This is a genomic window from Bacillus sp. SRB_8 (assembly GCF_003264205.1).
GTDB lineage: Bacteria > Bacillota > Bacilli > Bacillales > Bacillaceae_G > Bacillus_A > Bacillus_A mycoides.
Window position 1 is genome coordinate 34,773 of sequence record NZ_NADT01000021.1, and the last position, 20,102, is coordinate 54,874.

General features: G+C 35.5%; 19 protein-coding genes and 1 pseudogene. 6 read left to right on the top strand and 14 right to left on the bottom strand.

Annotation, left to right across the window (positions count from 1 at the left end; translation table 11 throughout):
• From B5P40_RS34395 to B5P40_RS20160, 4 genes and pseudogenes are all read right to left on the bottom strand, one after another.
• On the bottom strand, positions 1-333 hold a 333-nt coding region (locus tag B5P40_RS34395; protein WP_483296263.1), incomplete at its 3' end, for a prealbumin-like fold domain-containing protein.
• A gap of 15 nt (positions 334-348) precedes the next feature.
• A pseudogene (locus B5P40_RS34400) lies at positions 349-714 on the bottom strand (MSCRAMM family protein); the annotation flags it as partial.
• Between the two features lie 12 nt (positions 715-726).
• Complete coding sequence (locus tag B5P40_RS20155; RefSeq protein ID WP_258402165.1) at positions 727-3,555, bottom strand: SpaA isopeptide-forming pilin-related protein; 2,829 nt, start codon at positions 3,553-3,555, stop codon at positions 727-729.
• A 421-nt stretch (positions 3,556-3,976) separates the two neighbouring features.
• Positions 3,977-4,849, bottom strand: coding sequence for a Cof-type HAD-IIB family hydrolase (locus B5P40_RS20160; protein ID WP_113709744.1), 873 nt, complete (start codon positions 4,847-4,849; stop codon positions 3,977-3,979).
• Positions 4,850-4,983: 134 nt separating this feature from the next.
• Here B5P40_RS20160 and B5P40_RS20165 point away from each other — a divergent pair, with 134 nt between their 5' ends.
• Entirely contained in the window at positions 4,984-5,598 is a 615-nt protein-coding gene (locus B5P40_RS20165; protein ID WP_033729802.1) for a DNA-3-methyladenine glycosylase, read from the top strand.
• Between the two features lie 179 nt (positions 5,599-5,777).
• On the opposite strand, the gene B5P40_RS20170 is transcribed toward B5P40_RS20165, so the two are convergent.
• The 4 genes from B5P40_RS20170 to alsS form a co-directional block, all read right to left on the bottom strand.
• Positions 5,778-6,887: a glycosyltransferase gene (locus B5P40_RS20170; protein ID WP_078176315.1), complete on the bottom strand. Its 1,110-nt coding sequence runs from the start codon at positions 6,885-6,887 to the stop codon at positions 5,778-5,780.
• 50 nt (positions 6,888-6,937) lie between these two features.
• Entirely contained in the window at positions 6,938-8,017 is a 1,080-nt protein-coding gene (locus tag B5P40_RS20175; protein WP_113709745.1) for a glycosyltransferase, read from the bottom strand.
• A gap of 218 nt (positions 8,018-8,235) precedes the next feature.
• Positions 8,236-8,994: an alpha-acetolactate decarboxylase gene (gene alsD / locus B5P40_RS20180; RefSeq protein WP_113709746.1), complete on the bottom strand. Its 759-nt coding sequence runs from the start codon at positions 8,992-8,994 to the stop codon at positions 8,236-8,238.
• Positions 8,995-9,010: 16 nt separating this feature from the next.
• Positions 9,011-10,699 (bottom strand): acetolactate synthase AlsS, encoded by a 1,689-nt coding sequence (alsS, locus tag B5P40_RS20185; protein ID WP_078176314.1) that lies wholly within the window; start codon positions 10,697-10,699, stop codon positions 9,011-9,013.
• Between the two features lie 412 nt (positions 10,700-11,111).
• Between alsS and B5P40_RS20190 the strand changes: the two genes are divergently transcribed.
• Together B5P40_RS20190 and B5P40_RS20195 are read left to right on the top strand one after the other, a co-directional pair.
• Positions 11,112-11,669 (top strand): HAAS signaling domain-containing protein, encoded by a 558-nt coding sequence (locus B5P40_RS20190; RefSeq protein WP_002188462.1) that lies wholly within the window; start codon positions 11,112-11,114, stop codon positions 11,667-11,669.
• Positions 11,670-11,693: 24 nt separating this feature from the next.
• Positions 11,694-12,290: an NDxxF motif lipoprotein gene (locus B5P40_RS20195; protein WP_002188460.1), complete on the top strand. Its 597-nt coding sequence runs from the start codon at positions 11,694-11,696 to the stop codon at positions 12,288-12,290.
• 153 nt (positions 12,291-12,443) lie between these two features.
• On the opposite strand, the gene B5P40_RS20200 is transcribed toward B5P40_RS20195, so the two are convergent.
• Both B5P40_RS20200 and B5P40_RS20205 read right to left on the bottom strand, forming a co-directional pair.
• A complete protein-coding gene (locus B5P40_RS20200; protein ID WP_002125511.1) occupies positions 12,444-12,797 on the bottom strand; it encodes a YlbF/YmcA family competence regulator in 354 nt (117 codons plus the stop codon).
• A gap of 143 nt (positions 12,798-12,940) precedes the next feature.
• Positions 12,941-14,086, bottom strand: coding sequence for a DUF445 domain-containing protein (locus B5P40_RS20205; protein ID WP_113709747.1), 1,146 nt, complete (start codon positions 14,084-14,086; stop codon positions 12,941-12,943).
• A gap of 125 nt (positions 14,087-14,211) precedes the next feature.
• Here B5P40_RS20205 and B5P40_RS20210 point away from each other — a divergent pair, with 125 nt between their 5' ends.
• Positions 14,212-15,264 carry a YheC/YheD family protein gene (locus B5P40_RS20210; RefSeq protein WP_113709748.1) on the top strand — a complete coding sequence of 351 codons (1,053 nt, stop codon included), beginning with the start codon at positions 14,212-14,214 and terminating at the stop codon, positions 15,262-15,264.
• A 19-nt stretch (positions 15,265-15,283) separates the two neighbouring features.
• Entirely contained in the window at positions 15,284-16,744 is a 1,461-nt protein-coding gene (locus tag B5P40_RS20215; RefSeq protein ID WP_002188444.1) for a YheC/YheD family endospore coat-associated protein, read from the top strand.
• Positions 16,745-16,760: 16 nt separating this feature from the next.
• Here the strand turns inward: B5P40_RS20215 and B5P40_RS20220 are convergent, their stop codons facing one another.
• Positions 16,761-17,006: a hypothetical protein gene (locus B5P40_RS20220; protein ID WP_002087367.1), complete on the bottom strand. Its 246-nt coding sequence runs from the start codon at positions 17,004-17,006 to the stop codon at positions 16,761-16,763.
• A 490-nt stretch (positions 17,007-17,496) separates the two neighbouring features.
• Here B5P40_RS20220 and sasP point away from each other — a divergent pair, with 490 nt between their 5' ends.
• Positions 17,497-17,700 carry a small acid-soluble spore protein, SasP family gene (gene sasP / locus B5P40_RS20225; protein ID WP_000013349.1) on the top strand — a complete coding sequence of 68 codons (204 nt, stop codon included), beginning with the start codon at positions 17,497-17,499 and terminating at the stop codon, positions 17,698-17,700.
• A gap of 51 nt (positions 17,701-17,751) precedes the next feature.
• On the opposite strand, the gene B5P40_RS20230 is transcribed toward sasP, so the two are convergent.
• From B5P40_RS20230 to B5P40_RS20240, 3 genes are read right to left on the bottom strand one after another with little or no spacing between them, the layout of a single operon-like run.
• On the bottom strand, positions 17,752-18,486 hold the full coding sequence (locus B5P40_RS20230; protein WP_113709749.1) for an amino acid ABC transporter ATP-binding protein: 735 nt from the start codon (positions 18,484-18,486) through the stop codon (positions 17,752-17,754).
• 28 nt (positions 18,487-18,514) lie between these two features.
• The gene (locus B5P40_RS20235) at positions 18,515-19,213 is read right to left on the bottom strand and encodes an amino acid ABC transporter permease (protein ID WP_012260384.1); all 699 of its coding nucleotides are present in this window, start codon (positions 19,211-19,213) and stop codon (positions 18,515-18,517) included.
• A complete protein-coding gene (locus B5P40_RS20240; RefSeq protein WP_002030008.1) occupies positions 19,200-19,997 on the bottom strand; it encodes an amino acid ABC transporter substrate-binding protein in 798 nt (265 codons plus the stop codon). Before B5P40_RS20240 ends, B5P40_RS20235 begins: the two co-directional genes overlap by 14 nt.
• Between the last annotated feature and the right edge of the window lie 105 nt (positions 19,998-20,102).

Here is a 20,102-nt window from a genome sequence, read left to right on the forward strand (position 1 = left end):
TGTTTCTGTCTCTCCACATGGTTTCTCTGGACCTTTTCCTGTTTCTTTTTCATTGGTAATTTGAAGCTTTATAACTTCTACTTTCTCATTAGAAATCGTAAATTCAATTCCCTTATCAGATAAATTATATCCTTCTGGAGCCTGGACTTCTTTTAAAACGTAATCTCCTGGTTCCAGTTTCTTCGAAGTTGCTTTACCATTTTTATCTGATGTTAATGTGTCTATTTTTATTCCATCTTTCAGAATTTCAAACACTGCACCTTCTAATTTTTTATCTGTATCATTAGCATCTATCTTTGTAATTTCTACTTGACCTGTGATTTTTTCTTTCACTTTTTCATTCAATACTTCTTGTTTTACTACTTCATTTGCTACAACATTTACTTCCACTTTTAATTCTACCGCTTTGTAGCCTTCCGGCGCTTTCGTTTCTTCTAACGTATACTTACCTGGCACTAAGTTTTCGAATGTCACAACACCATCTTTATTCGTTGTTTTCGCTGCTCCAACTACTTGACCAGTTTCGTTTTTCAGTCTGAATTCTGCGCCTTCTAGAACTTTTCCACTCTCTGCATCCTTTTTGATTACTTGTAAGCTTCCTAGTTCTTTCGCATTTTCTACTTGTACTTGTACTACTTTGTTTGCTTCCACAACGACTTCAATTTCTTCTTTTAGTAATTTATATCCTTTTGGTGCTTTCGTTTCTTTTAACGTGTATTTTCCTGGTTATAATTTTCCAGAGATGACTTTACCTGTTTTATCTGTTCGTAACATCTCTACTTTCTTACCATCTTTATACACTTCAAATTCTGCGTCTGATAAAAGCTTCGTTTTATCGTTTGCATCTACTTTTACGATTTCAAATTGACCAAGGCTCTTACTATTCGTTACTTTTACATCAACAACTTTTTCACCGTCGACTGTTACATGAATTACTTGTTTTGTTAACTCATAACCTTCTGGTGCTTTTGTTTCTTCTAACGTATACTCACCCGGTACTAGTCCTTCTACTTTAACCGTTCCAGACTTATCTGTTGTAATTTTTTCTTTTACAACATTTCCTTTAGCATCTTTCAATGTAAATACTGCGCCTGCTAAACGTTCCGCTTGATTTTTATCATCTGTTTTAATAATTTGTAGAGAGCCCAAGAGTTTTTCATTTTCTGCCTCTACTTTTACTACTTCTTTCTCATTTTGAATTGTTACTTTCCATTCTTTATTTGAAATCTTGTAACCTGCTGGTGCTTTCGTTTCTTTCACTGTGTATTCACCTAATGGTAATTTCGGTAACATCGCTTTTCCACTCTCATCAGTTTTCAACTCTGCTACCTTTTTACCATCTTTATACACAGTAAATTCTGCATCTGATAATAGCTTCGTTTTATCATTCGCATCTACTTTTACGATTTCAAATTGACCCAGAACTTTTTCGTTCATTACTTCCTGTTTTACTACTTCATTTGCTACAACATTTACTTCCACTTTTAATTCTACCGCTTTGTAGCCTTCCGGCGCTTTCGTTTCTTCTAACGTGTACTTACCTGGCACTAAGTTTTCGAATGTCACAACACCATCTTTATTCGTTGTTTTCGCTTCTCCAACTACTTGACCACTTTCGTTCTTCAGTCTAAATTCCGCGCCTTCTAGAACTTTTCCACTCTCTGCATCCTTTTTGATTACTTGTAAGCTTCCTAGTTCTTTCGCATTTTCTACTTGTACTTGTACTTGTACTACTTTGTTTGCTTCCACAACGACTTCAATTTCTTCTTTTAACAACTTATATCCTTGTGGTGCTTTCGTTTCTTTTAATGTGTACTTTCCTGGTTCTAATTTCGTAGATATTACTTTACCTGTTTTATCTGTTCGTAACGTATCTACCTTTTCACCATCTTTATACACTTCAAACTCTGCGTCCGATAATAGCTTCGTTTTATCATTCGCATCTACTTTTACGATTTCAAATTGGCCTGTAGCTTTTTCAGCGATTTTTTTATTCAACACATCTACAGTCACTGTTTTATTAGCAGCTACATCAACACGAACTGAGCTAGATGATAGTTCATAACCTTTTGGTGCTTCAACTTCTTTTAATGTATATGTTCCAACTGGAAGTTGTTTTGATAAAGCTGCACCTTTACCATCTGTAATAATTGTTTCAACAACATTTCCATCTTTATCTATAACATCAAATTTTGCACCTGGTAGAAGTTGACCAGATTCACTATCTTTTTTCAACAATTTAAATTGACCATTCTCTACTTTTTTCGTATTCTTCATAACAATTTCAATTACGTTTGTACCATTAATTGTTACTTTTACTGGTGTATCAACTTTTATATATCCTTCTGGTGCACTTATTTCTTTTACAAAATAGTCACCAAGTGGTAAATCCTTGACTTCAGCAATACCCTTTTCATTCGTTGTAACAGTAGCTACAACATTATTGTCTTTGTCTATAACATCAAATTTTGCATCTTTTAAAACAATGTTTTCATCGTTTGCATCAACTTTTTTAATTTGTAAATTTCCTTTTTCAACTGATGGATTTTTCCATTTCGGCCAGTTAAATTTAAAATTGTGAACCTCAAACCCATCTCTTTGGTGTAATCCCCCAACATAGGCTTGTCCATTAATAGAACCACCCTTTGTCTCTACAACAGCATTTGGAGCAAACACACTTCCTACTACGCCATATCCTTTTGTTGATATTTTTGTAGCATTCGGAAACGCCCAAATTACTTTACTAGCTAACTCAGTAAAAGGTGAATTAGGATCATATGCTTGTGATGTATTAATTAAGTCTGTTGCCATCCCAGTATTTTTCGTATCGTACAAAATTGCACCGCTACCAAAATTCACTTCTTCTGCGTCTGAATAAATAACAATAAAGTCTTTGTTATTTACATTCGGAAGATAAACATCTCTTACATCAAATGTTTTCTTTCCTGTTAAGCCTGAAGAAACATAAATATTAGGATTGTTTACATCCTCTCCGATGCCAAAACTCATATTAGGTTTTGGTTTATCAGTATGTAATTGACTCGCATCTCCAATTACACCATCAACGTCTTTTCTAAATTCTTTGAACTTGGCATCAATCTCTGCTTGCTCTTTATAAGAGATACGGTCATAAGATGACTTCATTGCACCTTCTGGGTCACCATCTTTTGTCATCGCCACTGTTCCATCTTGAATGATTACTTGTCCTGCTCCCGCTTTCGTAAATTGACCACCTAGTAATAATGATGGATATCCTTCATCTTTCCATGTTGCTCCAGCTAAGTTGTTTGCTCCAGTTGCAGCCGCTACGACTGTATAACTTGATGCGTTCATGTTCTTTTGAACAGCCATCGCACCCTCAATATCCGCACTCGTTGCACTATGATCACCAAAAATGATTGCGTTATAATAAGATGTATCGCCTAAACCTTTTAATTCTGTTGTAGCTGCCTCCGCTTTATACGGTAAATGGATTAAAAAATTCATACATACTAACAATATAATTATAAAACTACTGCATATCTTTTTTACTTTTTGACTTAATGATTTCCTCAAGAAATTCATTCCCCCTTTTCAAATTTCAAAAACTTATAACAAGAAGTACATTTCAGATGTACTTAAAACCTATTCATACTAATTTACAAATAATCCATTTAAATAAAACAAAGAAGCTCTACAACTAATTGGCGAAACTACTACAATTCATTTTTGAGATAATACGTGAACTAAACTAACATGCTGAAGTGTTTTTACGTACGGGAGCTCAATAAAATTAACTCGAAGAATATTTCATGTGGTGTAACTATTTTGGCAACATCATCCACTCTACAACAGTTTTCTAAAGTATTCAAGTGAATTGTATGGATTACAGACACAATTCTTCGCCTGAAACGCTTTCATTTCTTATTGGAATATTGATTTAAACTTTTCAAATAAAGTCGACAAAAAAACGTAGCCAAAAAGCTACGTTTTTCTTTCATCGTTTCGGTGTATGTTTATGATTCTTTAAAAAAGGAAGCGGGAATTGCTTACGAAAATGCTCTTTAATCATGTACTCTACGCCGTTCTCAGTATTAGAACGTGTAATCCAGTCCGCCGCTTGCTTTAATTCTACAGGAGCGTTCCCCATCGCTACCCCAAGCCCAACATTTTCAATTACCTCTAAGTCTTCTATGCTATCTCCAATCGCAACCATTTCACTAAGGTTAATATTTAAATGCTCCCCAAGTAATTGTAAACCACGTAGTTTTGATACATTTTGAGGGAGAATTTCTATACGTCTTTCATCACACTCAACGTACTCTACATCTTGAAATGCCTTTCTTAACGTATTCATCCCTCTTTCTTTTTCACCTTTCGTATGGAAAACAATATCAATTTTTGGCGCAGCTACTGGATGATCACGCAGTGCATCCCCTAGCGAATCTACAAATTGAACCGGATAAAATAATGGATCTGCGCTTGATAATACAGTACGCGCAATTAAGTTTGGTGTATTTCTCTCACGATTCCCAATTGAATATCGTTCATGAGAAATGCGAACATTACAATCAAAATGCTCTAACACTTGCACGATATTAAAGGTTTTCTCTTCAGATAATCTCCTTTGAGCGAACGGCTTATCTAACGATGCTGAAACGAAAGCACCGCCATGCGTAACTAATATAGAATCTAATTTTAACGCCTTCGCTATTTTATGAGCAGATTGAAAATTACGATTCGTAAATAATGTAACGTATACATCTTTTCTTTTCACAAATTCAATTGTTTCTCGTATCCCTTTTGCGATTTTTCCGTTGTTGTATAGTAGTGTCCCATCTATATTAAGAGCTAGTAAGCGATAAATCATGTCGCACTCCCCCTCTTCGCTGTTGTACTCTATCCATAATTTATGAAATAAATGTAGTAAATAGAACGAGTTAGAATTACTACTGAAAATTTGGTTTACTATATACATATACAACTGGCAAAGGAGATAGTACAATGCAGGCACCACCTTCTTTTTATGAAGGCGATACATTAGTGGTCGCAAAGAAGTTACTCGGACATAAACTCGTTCATATTGTAGACGGCATAAAGCGGAGCGGAATTATTGTAGAAGTAGAAGCATACAAAGGTCCAGATGATAAGGCCGCTCATAGTTACGGCGGCAGACGGACTGATCGAACAGAAGTAATGTTCGGTGCACCCGGACATGCTTACGTATATTTAATTTACGGCATGTATCATTGCTTTAACGTAATTACAGCACCAATCGGCACCCCGCAAGGAGTTCTCATTCGTGCTCTTGAACCTGTAGATGGAATCGAAGACATGAAACTAGCGCGCTACAACAAAACCGACATTACGAAAGCTCAGTATAAAAACTTAACAAATGGCCCCGGAAAACTATGCCGCGCGCTCGGAATCACTTTAGAAGAGCGCGGCGTATCATTACAAAGTGATACGTTACATATTGAATTAGTTCCTGAAGAAGACCATTTATCATCCACACATAACATAATAGCTGGCCCTCGTATTAATATTGATTATGCAGAAGAAGCCGTTCACTATCCATGGCGGTTTTATTATGAAAAGCATCCGTTTGTTTCAAAATAAAGAAGCTATCCTATAAGTAAGTGAAACCAACTTATAGGATAGCTCTTTTTTCGTAATTCATCACACGTCGAAAAGCCGAAATCCGGGCTCGGATTTCGGTTTTGTTTCTATAAAAGAAACCGTTGTTCCTCCAACATTGCCAAATACAGCTCATCTCCAAAGAGAAAATCTTAAAAGCATTATTTTTTTAATGCATAATAATTATCCAAATTGAATTTCGACATAATGAAAGTTCCTGTTGGCGTTAAAAGTTGTGACATAGATTGTATGACCTGCGGTAATTTCGCTGGCTCAATAGGATGTGATAACAAAATGTACTGGAATTTTTCATCTGTAAATACCTCATGTAACTTGTCATACTCAGCAGAAGTTGTAGGAGCTACCCTATTTGCAAGAGCTGCTGCTTTTTCATTAATTTCTGCTCCAAATATGGGAACTGCCGGGTAACGCCTTTTCATTTCTAATAAAGTTGCACCACATCCAGCTCCTATATGAAGAATATTCACTTGATCAGGCGCAAATCGATCTACAATTGCTAGTAAATCATAATGAATGTATAAACTTTCACCATAAAATCCCCATTTTTCATACAATTTTATATTATTTGCATGTAAAACTACAGAAAATTTCATACTATCTTCTTTCCATGAGACACTTCCGTAGTGATGAATAAATGTATCTTTACATAAATACAGTTTATATCCTTTTTCAAACATTCTTAGTGACAAATCATCATCTTCATAATTCCCCGGTGTAAATCGTTCATCTAATAATCCAACTTCATCTAACACTGATTTTTTTATAAGCATACAGAATCCGATTAATTTCATACGTTCTTCCCATTTATCTTTATCACTTTGATTATATAAAGTTGCAAACTTCTGCATTCCTTCAATATCTTTATAAAAGGTTGGTATAGCAGTATAGTAAGCGGCATTATTAGTTATGGGCCCTACCGCTCCAGTATCCTTACTTTCATATAAACACCGAATTAAGTTGCTTAGCCAATTTTCAGTTACGACCACATCATTATTCAATAATAGAATATTGTCACCTTTTGCCTCTTTAATTCCCTGATTGCATCCCTTTGGAAAACCCATATTCTCCGCATTTTCCACTAGCATAATATCCGATTGTTTTTGTAACCATTCTACAGTACCATCTGTTGACGCGTTGTCCACAACTATTAACTCATACTCTTGTTCCACTGTATAAGTTCTAATACTTTGGATGCATTCTTTTGTATACTGTAATTGATTATGAGTCAATATAATTATACTTGTGAGCATGAATCAAACTCCTCTCAGCAGCCAAAATGATTATCTAGTATTATTAAATATTATTTTTCCGATAAACTATCAAAATATTTTCTATTATATTCAATGCTCGGATTATTAGGTATGAACAGTGCAGCTTGTTCGTTATGATAAATTGCCTTTTCATATTCTTTTATTCGATCATAACAAATACATAGTTGAATATGCGGCAACCATGTATGACACTCTTCTCGAACAAACGGCGAATCCTTTGGTCGTGGCCCGTCAATTGCTGCATGGTACCAATATATCGCTTTAGAATATTCCCCTTGTTGCAAAAATACACGTCCTAAGTGGCAACAAAGTTCTCCTCTAGGCGTGTCATACGTAAATGATTGTAAACAAGACTGTATAGATTTTTTTAAGTCTCCCAATTCTAAATAACATTCGGCTCTTTTTAAACATGCTTGAATGTTATCTTCAACCCAACCCTTTTCTTCATCTAAAAACCTAGAATACCCCTTAACAGCCTTATCAAATAATCTGTGATCCTTACATTCATTTGCATAATAGTACACATCGCGGGGGCTAAACTCTTTTCCACTCTCAAGATGTTTTTCATATATTTTCAAATTACGATTAGTATATGCTTTTTCTTTTTTATGACTTACCCCTACGTCACTATTTATAAGATTTCCATACACCTCTAAATATTCATGAACAAATCCATACCATTGAAAATTTTTACTTCTGTTGACTAATCGATATCTCCTTAAAGAATGTGTTGGATTTCCTTCTATATCAAAAGTTAAATAATATTTCATAGATACTGCATCCGTACTACGATTTAACGTATGTTTTAACTGCAACAATTTCTTTATATCTTCCGTATCTATTATGTCATCTGCGTCTAGCCAAAGAATATATTCTTTTGTAGCTTTAGAAAACGCAAAGTTTCGTGCCGCTGAAAAATCTTCAATCCATTGAAAATCATAAACTTTCGCGTCGTACTTCTTCACAATTTCTTTTGTAGCATCTGTGGAACCTGTATCTACAATAATAATTTCATCCACAACACTTTTAACCGATTCTAAGCATTTTGATATAGTTTGTTCTTCATCTTTTACAATCATGCATAAACTAATAGTAATGGAGTTTTCCATCATATCCCCCCTATCCTTTTGATGTATATGTTTGGAGAGAAATTTATATTTCTTTTGCTTCAAAATTGAGTTTTCATTTTACAAAAGAAACATAATGAGGCGGTGCAGTGAAATTGGATAGGGGAATTTCACTCGAAGATTGCAAATCAATGAAAAAAACCGAAGCCTGAACAAGACTTCGGTTCTTTATATAGAGAATACATAATTTCGATTCCTTTTTACTCCGCACCTTCCGCGGTCGCAATATCATTCTCTAAGTTTTCTCTTGATAATTCCGCCGCCATAAAATCAGCTGTTTCAGGAAGTGCTAAATGCATATGAGCTTTTTGACAAATTTGGATCGTACAGTTTTCTACAACATAGTCGAAAACATGTCCTCCCCCGCTTCTTTCATCATCAATATAATGTAAGTGGAAACCAGCTACACCAATACCTTGCGCATAATCTGGTGTCCAAAATCCAGCTAGCGTACCTTCTGTATCTTTAAACGAAAAAATCGGTTGTGATTTCGTCACTTCAACGAGCGGCGTATACGGTTTTTCTTGTCTTGGAACAGTTCTCGTTCTAACTTCACGGAACGTACCGTCCATTCGAATACCGTAAAATAAGTTTTTACTTGGCATTAACTCATGTAATAATGCTTCCACTTCTTCACGATTCATCGGACGCTCTACCGTATAACTCATTTCTTTTTCAAAAAACGTTACAGTCGCAAAAGGTGTTGTTTCTTCCAGTTCTACTTTTTCCGCTGAACCGTCTGAACGTAAATGGTAAAACTCATTATCAAACGCAATCATTTCACCATCTAATTGATCAAATGTACCGATGCCAAAATCACCACGTTCTTTCAGTTCCTCAAAGTTAATAACACCATCGTATATACCATCTAATAGCGCAAGCATTGTAGATGTTTGATATACTTCATTACTCATTTTCGTTCTTTTTGCATCAATATCAATTAATTGCGCAACAGTCATCTCACTCATGCCCCCATCAGTTTAATTGGTTTGGTAATAATTTTTCGCTTAATTTAATGTTGTCACGGTAGTCAATTGGAATATCAATAATGACAGGACCCTCTGCTTCTAACGCTTCTCTCAATACACCTTCTAATTCGTCTGGTGTATTGACACGAAGACCTATTGCACCGAAACTTTCTGCATATTTCACAAGATCAACATCGCCAAACTCTGTAGCTGATGTTCTACCGTATTTCATCATTTGTTGGAACGCAACCATATCATATGTACCATCTCTCCAAACGAGATGGACAACAGGCGCATTTAAACGTACCGCTGTTTCTAACTCCATCGAAGAGAATAAGAAACCACCATCACCTGACACGGAAACAACTTTCTTGCCCGGTTCAACTAAAGTAGCTGCAATTGCCCAAGGAAGTGCAACACCTAACGTTTGCATACCGTTACTAAATAATAGTCTACGTGGTTCATAAGAACGGAAACATCTCGCCATCCAAATAGAATGGGAACCGATGTCACATGTAACGGTTGTATCGTCACTAATTAAAGAACGAAGTGTACGAATGACTTGAAGTGGATGCGTAACACCTTCTGAAGCACGATTTGGAACTTCTGCTTGCTCTGATAATTTCGAGCGTAATCGTTCTAAAACTGCTTCTGATTTCGTATTTAATACAAGCTTCGGTAATTTCTCCGCAATGCTATTTACAGTTAAAGCGATATCGCCAATTAATTCACGCTCTGGTTGGTAATCATGGTCGATATCTGCTTGGTGATCATCAAGGTGAATAATTGTTCTATCGCCAAGTTTATTCCAGAATTTCGGATCATACTCAATTGGGTCATAGCCGATAGATAAAACAAAATCCGCTTCTTCTAGTAAAATATCACCTGGTTGGTTACGGAATAATCCAACGCGGCCGAAGAAATGATCTTCTAACTCACGTGAAATTGCACCAGCTGCTTGATATGTTTCAACAACAGGAAGTTCTGTACCAGCAATTAACTCACGAACTGCTTTCGTTACTTCATTGGTGCTTGCTCTCATACCGAGTAAAATAACTGGTAATTTTGCTGATTTTATTTTTTCTACTACGTATTCAATATGATTTGTGGGAGCGATTCCAAGCTGTGGCTTAGAAAGCGCACCGATAGATTCTACTGTCGTTTCCGCAGTCATAACGTCTTGCGGAAGACTTACAAGTGTTGCTCCTGGATTTGTAGAAGTAGCACTTCGAAATGCATTAGTAAGTGCTTCTGGTACATTATCAGGATGCTCGACTTCTACGCTATATTTAGTGATTGGTTCGAATAATGCAGCATTATCCATAGATTGATGCGTACGTTTTAATCGATCTGTACGCGGAACTGCACCAGCTAAAGCAACAACGGGATCACTCTCCGCATTCGCAGTAACAAGACCTGTCGCTAAATTTGATGTCCCTGGTCCTGAAGTTACAAGACATACGCCCGGTTTCCCTGTTAATCTACCAATAGCAGCTGCCATAAAAGCTGCATTTTGTTCATGACGACAAACAATTAACTCTGGTCCTCTTTCTTGCAGTACATCAAATACAGAGTCAATCTTCGCTCCTGGAATACCGAAAACATGTGTAACACCTTGTTTAATTAAACAATCAACAACAAGATCTGCTCCTTTTGTTTTTGTTTTCACGTCGGTTGCTTTTACACCTGTACTCAAACTAATCATCCCTTTATTTCATAATGTGTGTAATAAAGATTTTAATTTTATATACTTCACCACATTAATTAACATAGTGTAATATATCTCGTTTATCATTATAGTACAAATGCATTATTTTTCCAACGATATGAATTTGACAGTTTTTTGACAACCTCTAAGGAATACGCTTACAACCCTTTGTTTATCCTAAAATAATATTTTTATATCTCCTCTAAAAATGCACGAAAAAATCCCATCTAATCACAGTATTAATAAGATTATAGTACCTTGCAAAGAACACTACTAAATGATATATTTGTAAATATTGGAATGCCCAATAATTGGAACGAACTTTGTAATTCGTATCCCCCTTTTCAAAAGATAGGATTCTCAGCTGTAATTCATCATTTTATAAAGGAAAGTGATTGTTATGAACAAAAGTGAATTTTTGGAACAACTTAGTTCTTCCCTGCGGAATATGCCTAGTTTAGAAAAGAAAGATATTATTTCAGAGTATGAAACTCATTTTATCAGTGCTAAACAGGATGGGAAATCTGAAGAAGAAATTTCCAGGAAACTAGGAGACCCTAAAACTATTGCTAAAGAACTTAATGTTTCCTATGCAATACAAAACGCGGACAATAAACGAAGCTTCAAAAATATGATAACCGCACTATTTTCTGTTATGAGCTTAAGTGTTTTAAACTTTGCCTTTATCATTATCGCCTTTTTCGTACTACTCTTTTTATTACCGATTCTTCTAGCCCTTATCATTGCCACTCCATTATTAATCATTTCACCTATTTTATTAATAGGGTTAGGCTTTTTTAAAGGATTTCATCAAATTAGTTATTCCGATGTTTATAATGTGTTCATCGCTTTTTGCAGCGGTTTACTCATATCCGTCATATCTTACCAAATGGTAAAACATCTATACGCAACTTTAGTAAAGTATTTGAAATGGAATATAGCTATTTTACAAAGATAATAATGAATATAAAAGGAGATTAAAATGAAGAAGTATACTTTATATCTACTCATGTTACTTACAATTTTATTTCTATCAGCTTGTTCAAACAGTGCACAACCTAAGGAAGAAAACGATGTGCAATCTATTAAAGATGTAACGATAAAAATTCCAGAAACTATATTCACTTCCTCAAAAAAGAATGAAACGATTAACGAAAACGAAATGAAACAAAATATAAAAACTTATTTAGATTATAGCGGAGAGTTAGACGAAAACATCGTTCCACTTTCATCATCTATGTCTGACGAGAATGTCACGGAATCCGACCGAGAGAAATTAAAGCAACTAGTAGATTTAGCGCAACAAAATGATGCGAATTTCCATGATTTTATTAGTAACAATACGATCCCTGATGATTACAAAAAACCTTCGAAAGAAATGTATGAATTCATTTCAGCATCTACGGCACTTTCAGTAGAACTAGAGCACGAATTAGACAAAATCGCGCAAGATGGTAACTTATTCAAAACTGATTTTTCTTTTACAAAACGCTTTGAGAAAGTTAATGGTAGGAAGCAAAAAGAAATTGAAAAGTTTTTGAAAGAAAAAAATATTAGAACTGAGTATTTCAACAAGTAATTATATATGTAAAAGAGAAATTGAAAGATACATCATATATCCCCTTCAAAACAGTCACTAACACATGGCTATTTTGAAGGGGATTTTTTTGTGGAAGGACTATCAAATTTCCTACACAAAAAAACGCCCCCATACTAGGAGCGTCTTCTATCATTACGCTTGTTGCGCGCTATATAATTCTTCAAGTGGCTTCATGATAATTTTGTTAACGTCAGTGATAACGATGTTTAAACGTTGCTCAGTTTCCATTAACTTTGTGATTTTTGCATCTTGTTGAATGCGAGCTACAACTTCTTGTGCTTTTTGGTTGTCTTCTTCAGTGATTTCTTGGCCTTGCATCATTTTTTGTTGTAAGCCAAGTTGCATCGCGCGGAACTCTTCGAATAAGTTCTTTGACTCTGCATCTCCTTGTACTGCTGCGTAGCTTGCTTTTAATGTTTGGAAATCTTCGTTTTCAGCGATTGTTTTTTGTAATTCATATGCAACATCATGAATGTTTTTTGTCATTTTATTTTTCCTCCTTTAGAAGGCTAGCGCTTTTCGCTCGCACTGCCTTTTAAGTGCATTTACATACGCACCTCTTCCTACCATATCAAACTATGCAAGAGATGGGAAGAAATTTCACTTTTATTTCTATGCACCCATCTTTATTACTTAAGGAACAAGAGTAACAACCCTTGAATAAATCCAATTGTTCCTCCTAATAACGCCCCTAAATATGTAATCATTTTTAACTCATTTTTTGTAATGGACAATACGAGATCTTCTAGTCTCTCTGTTGAAAATGTAGATACTTCTTGCTGGACAATTTCCGCAAGCTGTAGATTTCCCAATATACTTCCCACATTTTCTGTCCCCCACTTCAAGCCTTTCTCTACTGCGCTAGGGACCACTTTTTCAACGATTGTTTCTCGCACTGGCTCACATACTTGCTGAACAGACTGATTTAAAAATCTACTCACTGTTTCCTCTACTTTAACCGCTGACAATATGGAGTTCACAATCATTTCTTTCTCTACGAACATTTCTAATTCTTTTACGTCTCTTCCTTTTAACTTTTCCCACTCTTTTTGCAGTACATCTGTTAACAGACGCTCTGTTCCATCTTGTCCTAAAAACTTAATGACTTCCGGCTGCACGCGATCAACTAAACTTACATTCCCTAAAAACATACCAACTAAGTTAAGCAGCGTTCCCCTGGAAGCGAAAAAGTCATCAATCATTTTTGAAAGGCGTTCCTTTCCTTCTTCACTTTCCAAAAAGCTAATTCCTCTTTTTAAAATAAAAGATGCTACATTCGGAATCGCATTCTCTACTTTTTCATGAACAGAATGAGGTAACGCCTGTTCCCATGTATATGTATAGTACTCTGCTAAAAATGCATGAATTTTTTCTGTAATAACATGTTCGATTTTCCCAATCGCCTCTTCTTCTACATGTTCTAAATTCCATTTTTCTAACATATCCCGTAACGACTGTTCATTTGTAATTACTTTATCAACTTCCACTTGTGTCCAGCGAATTAAACTGGTTTGAAAATCTTTATTTGTTAGTTTTTTTCCGATTCCTTCTGGTGTTAACAAATGGTCTACAACCATTTTACCTAATTGAACAGCAAGCTCATCGCGGCGCTTCGGAATTAACCCTGGCGTAAATGGAACCTGAAACTTCCCAATATAAATCGGACGATGAGGACGAAATAACATTTTTATCGCTAAATGATTTGTGTACCCTCCAATAATTGCCCCGAGCCCTGTCGTCATTAACATATTTAACCATATATTCATCACAATCAACCTTTCACTTCTCCAAAACTATAGCATATCATCATACGGACAAAAGTATAATGGTATAAAAACGTATTTGCAATATATAGCTTCGCCTATAATGCAAACATCTTATTACTAAAGGAGTGATTTCGTTGGTTCTTGGTCTTTTAACTTCCGGGCTCCATCACGAGCAAACGTATTACACCGAAATCGCTAAGCGAGCTCGTCTTTATCATAACGTCGTTGCCCAATTCACACCGTTTAGCATTGATTCAAAGACAGATCTTGTTTCTGGTCTTATTTACGATACAGATACAGGAAATTGGATAGATCAAACCTTTCCCATTCCTTCATATATATATGATCGTTGTCATTTCAAAGAGGATGAGGAATTCCAACAAGCAAATGCGATTATTCATTCATTACACAAACGTTCTTCCACTACTTTTTTAAACAACACACTTATTAACCCAAGCGATTTACACAATCTTTTTCTTACTAATAAACGTCTTTCCCCTTACGTACCAAAAATAATAAAAGGAACAGTACAAGGAATTTTTAAATTACTACTAGAAACAAGAGATATTATTATAAGACCAATCAATATACACTCCAATGAAAATTTATATCGGGCCACTTACAAAAATAAAACATTTCATATCGATACAATAAATGAACAACATCATACTTCTACTCAATTCAAACGAACAGATAAATTTATATCATGGTGCAAATCGAACATACACTCATTCCGTTATATGATTCATCCAATGTTACAACCTCCAAATCAACTATCATATCCGATTCATATTCGAACCATTATGCAAAAAAATAAAGAACAGAATTGGAAAGTGCTCGGTCAATTTATACAAAACTCTTCATTCCCAGCACAATTTTTACTTTCAGCAACAGAACGTTCTATGTTACATCCATTTTCTAAAATTAAATATTTACTTTCTCCAACTGGCGTTCAATTATTAAAAGATGCTTTACATGATGTTGTAAATGAAGTGTTTAAAACACTCGATCAGTCCTATTCTTCATTATTTGAACTAGAGCTTTCTACCATTATGGATCAAAAAGGTGCCATTTGGCTTATGTACGTCAATACGATGCCTTCTTACGAAGTTTATACTAGGTACAACGACGAACTGGCTGAACAAATTTTTCATGGTCCATTAAAGTTTAGCCGATTTACACCATAATGAAAGGAGGAAATCCCCGTTGAAAGAGCACATATATACATTAAGTATTTCAGATGAGCATCCAAATAGTATTACTTTACCTTACGTTTTTTCTATTACACCACCAATTACATCCTTTTTCTTTGGCTTACGTTATATTACATGTGAGAATATTAAAATTCATTATTCATTCACGCGAGAAATTATTATTGGCGAACAGATTGCAGCCGATCTTTTACTACCGCATTCAGCAACAATCCATGCCTTCTTACACAATCAAACCATTGTTTTCGGCCCATTAATCGGGATTTTCACAACTGGCTTTAACGATGATTCTAATTCTCCTTTAGGAAGTCGTTCCATCTCTCTCAGTGAGTTATTAACACCACCATTCACATTGCAGCCATTTGTATTTGTCTTTGGCATTCAACATATAAACTGGGAAGAGGAAACAATTGAAGGGTACTTCTTTCAAGAAGGAAAATGGGTAAAAAACAAAGTCCCTTTACCAAATGTCATTTACGACCGATTACCAAATCGGCAAGCAGAAAATTACAAACCTATCGTAAGAGCAAAAAAACGTTTAGAAAGCGACTATGCGATTCCGTGGTTTAATCCGGGATTTTTCAATAAATGGGAAGTGCATCAACTTTTAATGAAAGAAGATTCAATTAAACCATTCTTACCAAATACAGAAGTATTTCAACATTTTGAACAAGTAGAACGACTTCTCGGTACGCATAAGTACATTTATATGAAACCAATACACGGTAGCTTCGGAAGAAATATTCATCAAATACTCTATTCTCAAACTGATAATTGCTACTATTGTCGTTATCGTGAAAATGAACAAAACAAACTAAGAAAGTATCAATCATTAGAAGCCCTTCTTAACCATGTGTTAAAAGGACATGATTTAAAAAAGTTTATCGTACAACAAGGTATCTCACTGCTCCGCTTCGAAGGGCAACCCGTCGATTTTCGCATTCATACAAATAAAAACCATTTTGGTAATTGGGTAGTCAGTGCAATCGTCGCAAAAATCGCCGGCAAAGGTAGCTTAACAACTCACGTAAATAGCGGCGGTGATACGAAATTACTTCAGGAACTATTTCCTGATTCAACAAAGCAAGTTCAAATTGAAAATAAACTAAAACAAACAGCCTTACAAATCAGTTATGCACTTGATGGGCAAGTAACCGGGAACATTGGAGAAATTGGTTTTGACATTGGTTTAGACACCACGGAAAACCCGTGGCTATTTGAAGCAAATTCTAAACCGGGGCGAACTGTATTCCAAGATGAAAAGTTAAAAGAACAAAGTGAACTTACGCGCCAATTATTTTATGAATATGCCATCTATTTAACTGAACACTCTTTGCGCGACACGAAAGAAAAAATGTCACAAATAAAATCAGATCCCTCGTCACATACCGAAAACATCCCTTCCCCTATGATTAACTCACAAATACAAAAACAAAAACTTCCACCTCCTTCATAAGGTGGAAGTTTTTTATTTAAACGAGCTTCACTACAACTTCTGTTTCCACATTACATACTCCGCAATAAAAAACATGATTGCAATACTCCTGTGAATTATTATGTGTTAAACCGTCTACTGCACTTAATAATTCTTGATCCATATATGCACTGTAATCGTCTATGTAATCTACAGTTTTCCCATAATCTTGGAGTATACCTTGGCAATTTTGACAAGAATATGTTTGTGATTCTAGCGCGTTGCAAAGCGGGCAAATTCCCATCATGATTCCTCCATACGTTATCGTTTAAAAACAATTAAAAAGCCCTTTTTTTAGATTGAAGAGAGCATCTAGCCGTGCATAGACGCGGTCAGTTCCTTTTTCTGCCCCATCCTGGGTTAAAACAGAACTATGTAGTTGCTCCCGATTTAATTTTCATTTTACTAAACTGGAATTTGTCTCACTTTAACAAATCATAAGTTAAGTAAGCCAAGCTGGTTATACAAGGAAAAAAACGCATATGATTTCGCTCTTAGTTTAGCCTTCTTTCTTAAAAATACAACGATTACTCTTATTTCATAATTTACGAAATGATGAAATATTTTTTACAAAATTTACAAATTATTTTTTTGTATATCTTTCTAGGTAACATCCATACTATGAGTACAAACTTAATTACCGATGGATTAGCGCCAAACGGGGCGATAATCTGGTTCAAATCCAGCTAGTCCAACCAAAAAAATTTTTATAACTCTAAGGAGGATATATTCCTATGGCAAACCAAAGTTCTTACAATCAATTAGTAGTACCAGGTGCAACAGCAGCAATCGATCAAATGAAGTACGAAATCGCTCAAGAATTTGGTGTACAATTAGGAGCAGATTCTACGGCTCGCGCTAACGGTTCTGTTGGTGGAGAAATTACAAAACGTCTAGTTGCAATGGCTGAGCAAAGCCTTGGCGGATTCCAAAAATAAATATATATGGCAAAAAGGTCTCAAGGCATATGCCTTGAGACCTTCCTTAATTTATTGCAACATTTGTAAAAACTTCTTCGTTCGTTCTTCTTTTGGATTTGTAAATATATCTTCCGGTGTACCTTGTTCGACAACGACACCGCCATCCATGAAAATAACACGGTTCGCAATTTGATGAGCAAAGCGCATTTCATGCGTTACAATGACCATCGTCATTCCTTCTTTAGCAAGTTCTTTCATAACCTTTAAAACTTCTTGAACTAGCTCAGGATCAAGTGCTGACGTTGGCTCATCAAATAGTAAAACTTCCGGCTCCATCGCAAGCGCACGAGCGATTCCAACGCGCTGTTGTTGTCCACCTGATAATTGGAACGGATATAAGTCTACTTTATCCGCAAGACCAACTTTTTCAAGGAAATAGTTTGCTTTTTTCTTCGCTTCTTCTTTCCCCATCTTTTTCACTGTAACGAGCCCTTCCATTACATTGTGAATTGCTGTTAAATGAGGAAATAGATTATGGTGTTGGAATACCATACCTGTTTGCGTACGAAGATTTACAATATCTTTCTTCGATACTTTTTGAGAGAAATCGAGCTCTTTATTGCCGATGCGAATGTTACCAGCGTTCGGCGTTTCTAACACGTTGAGACAACGCAAGAATGTCGTTTTACCAGATCCAGATGGCCCGATAATAACAACCACTTCGCCCTTCTCAACTGATAAGTCTATATGTTTTAATACGGTATTATCTCCGAAACTTTTTTGTAAATGTTGAATTGAAATCATAAAAACAAAAACTCCTTTTATGAAAGGGTTATTTTAGAGTATAACGTTCTGAACGTTTTTCTAATATTTGTTGCACGATAGATAATAAGAAGCAAATTACCCAATAAATTAGACCTGCTTCAAAATAAACAATTAAAAACTCATAGTTCATTGCCGCAATTTCCTGCGCTTTTCGGAACATTTCTGTTACTAAAATTAACGACGCTAATGAAGTATCCTTCACTAAACTAATAAATGTATTCGAAAGCGGCGGAATTGATACGCGTGTTGCTTGTGGTAAAATAACACGTTTTAATGCTTGCGGGTATGTCATCCCAATTGTGTAAGCTGCTTCCCACTGTCCTTTCGGGATTGAAAGGATAGAAGCACGAATAATTTCAGATGCATATGCACCTACATTTAATGAAAATCCAATAACTGCTGCTGTATATGGCTCAACTTCAATATTAAGAGTTGGAAGACCATAGAAAATAATAAATAACTGTACAAGAAGTGGCGTTCCGCGAATGATAGATACATAGATACGAGCAATCCATTGTAAAATACGACTACCTGAAATACGTGCGAGCGCTGTTAACGTCGCAAGTATAATACCGATAACAAATGTAATAAGCGTTAACGGAATTGTCGTAAAGACAGCTTCCTTCAGCATAGGCGCGAAGGAAGTCTGCATAATATCTATCCAAGTAGACAATCGATCTGACATCAATGCGCTACTTAGATACATTTTCACCGAACCATTTTTTCGTTATTTTATCGTACGTACCATCTTTTTTCATATCTTCTAACGCTTTATTTACTTCTTGTACAAGTTTGTCGCTACCTTTACGGAATAAGAATCCACTTTGTGACGCTTCTTTTTCTGTATCTACAATTTTAATTTTTGCATCTTTTTTCGTTTCTAAATAGTTTAACACTGATAATTTATCATTGATTGTGAAATCAACGCGGCCAGAACTTAATAATTCTGCTGCTTGGCTAAATCCTTCTACACCTGTGATTTCCGCACCATTTTTCTTAGCAATATCTGCGTAGTTACTTGTTAAAGATTGTGCTGCTTTTAATCCTTTTACGTCAGCAAATGTAGCAGGTTTATCTTTATCTTTCGCAATAACTAATGCTGCTGAAGAAGAAATATATGGACTAGAGAAGTCATATTTCTTTTGGCGATCTTCACGAATACCAACTTCGTTCGCAACCATGTCGAAACGTTTTGCATCTATTCCTGCAAGTAAGCTATCCCATTGTGTTTCTTTAAATACAGGCTTTACACCTAAACGTTTTGCAACTTCTTCTGCTAATTCAACGTCAAACCCAGTTAATTTATCGTTTGTATCGTGGAACGTAAATGGTGGATATGTACCTTCTGTACCAATTACAAGCTCACCGCTTTGTTTTATCTTCTGTAATGCATCTTGATTAGCTGTATCTTTTTTCTCTTCTTTACCGCAGCCCGCTACAATCCCAATCGCTAATGTAGTTACTGCAAGCACTGAAAATAATTTTTTCATGATAGTAGTCCTCCAAGTATTCTGATAGGAATTTAAAAACTATATTGATTGTATGCAATTTCGAACAATTTTTCAATGAAAATGTTCTTATTTAGTTTAACCTTT

Excerpts from the sequence above, each read along its gene's own strand:
- B5P40_RS20235 (WP_012260384.1), bottom strand. The coding sequence starts at position 19,213 with ATGTATCTAAGTAGCGCATTGATGTCAGATCGATTGTCTACTTGGATA.
- B5P40_RS20170 (WP_078176315.1), bottom strand. The coding sequence starts at position 6,887 with ATGCTCACAAGTATAATTATATTGACTCATAATCAATTACAGTATACA.
- sasP (WP_000013349.1), top strand. The coding sequence starts at position 17,497 with ATGGCAAACCAAAGTTCTTACAATCAATTAGTAGTACCAGGTGCAACA.
- B5P40_RS20240 (WP_002030008.1), bottom strand. The coding sequence starts at position 19,997 with ATGAAAAAATTATTTTCAGTGCTTGCAGTAACTACATTAGCGATTGGG.
- B5P40_RS20190 (WP_002188462.1), top strand. The coding sequence starts at position 11,112 with ATGAACAAAAGTGAATTTTTGGAACAACTTAGTTCTTCCCTGCGGAAT.
- B5P40_RS20230 (WP_113709749.1), bottom strand. The coding sequence starts at position 18,486 with ATGATTTCAATTCAACATTTACAAAAAAGTTTCGGAGATAATACCGTA.
- B5P40_RS20220 (WP_002087367.1), bottom strand. The coding sequence starts at position 17,006 with ATGGGAATTTGCCCGCTTTGCAACGCGCTAGAATCACAAACATATTCT.
- B5P40_RS20200 (WP_002125511.1), bottom strand. The coding sequence starts at position 12,797 with ATGACAAAAAACATTCATGATGTTGCATATGAATTACAAAAAACAATC.
- B5P40_RS20195 (WP_002188460.1), top strand. The coding sequence starts at position 11,694 with ATGAAGAAGTATACTTTATATCTACTCATGTTACTTACAATTTTATTT.
- alsD (WP_113709746.1), bottom strand. The coding sequence starts at position 8,994 with ATGACTGTTGCGCAATTAATTGATATTGATGCAAAAAGAACGAAAATG.
- B5P40_RS20160 (WP_113709744.1), bottom strand. The coding sequence starts at position 4,849 with ATGATTTATCGCTTACTAGCTCTTAATATAGATGGGACACTACTATAC.
- B5P40_RS20175 (WP_113709745.1), bottom strand. The coding sequence starts at position 8,017 with ATGGAAAACTCCATTACTATTAGTTTATGCATGATTGTAAAAGATGAA.
- B5P40_RS20165 (WP_033729802.1), top strand. The coding sequence starts at position 4,984 with ATGCAGGCACCACCTTCTTTTTATGAAGGCGATACATTAGTGGTCGCA.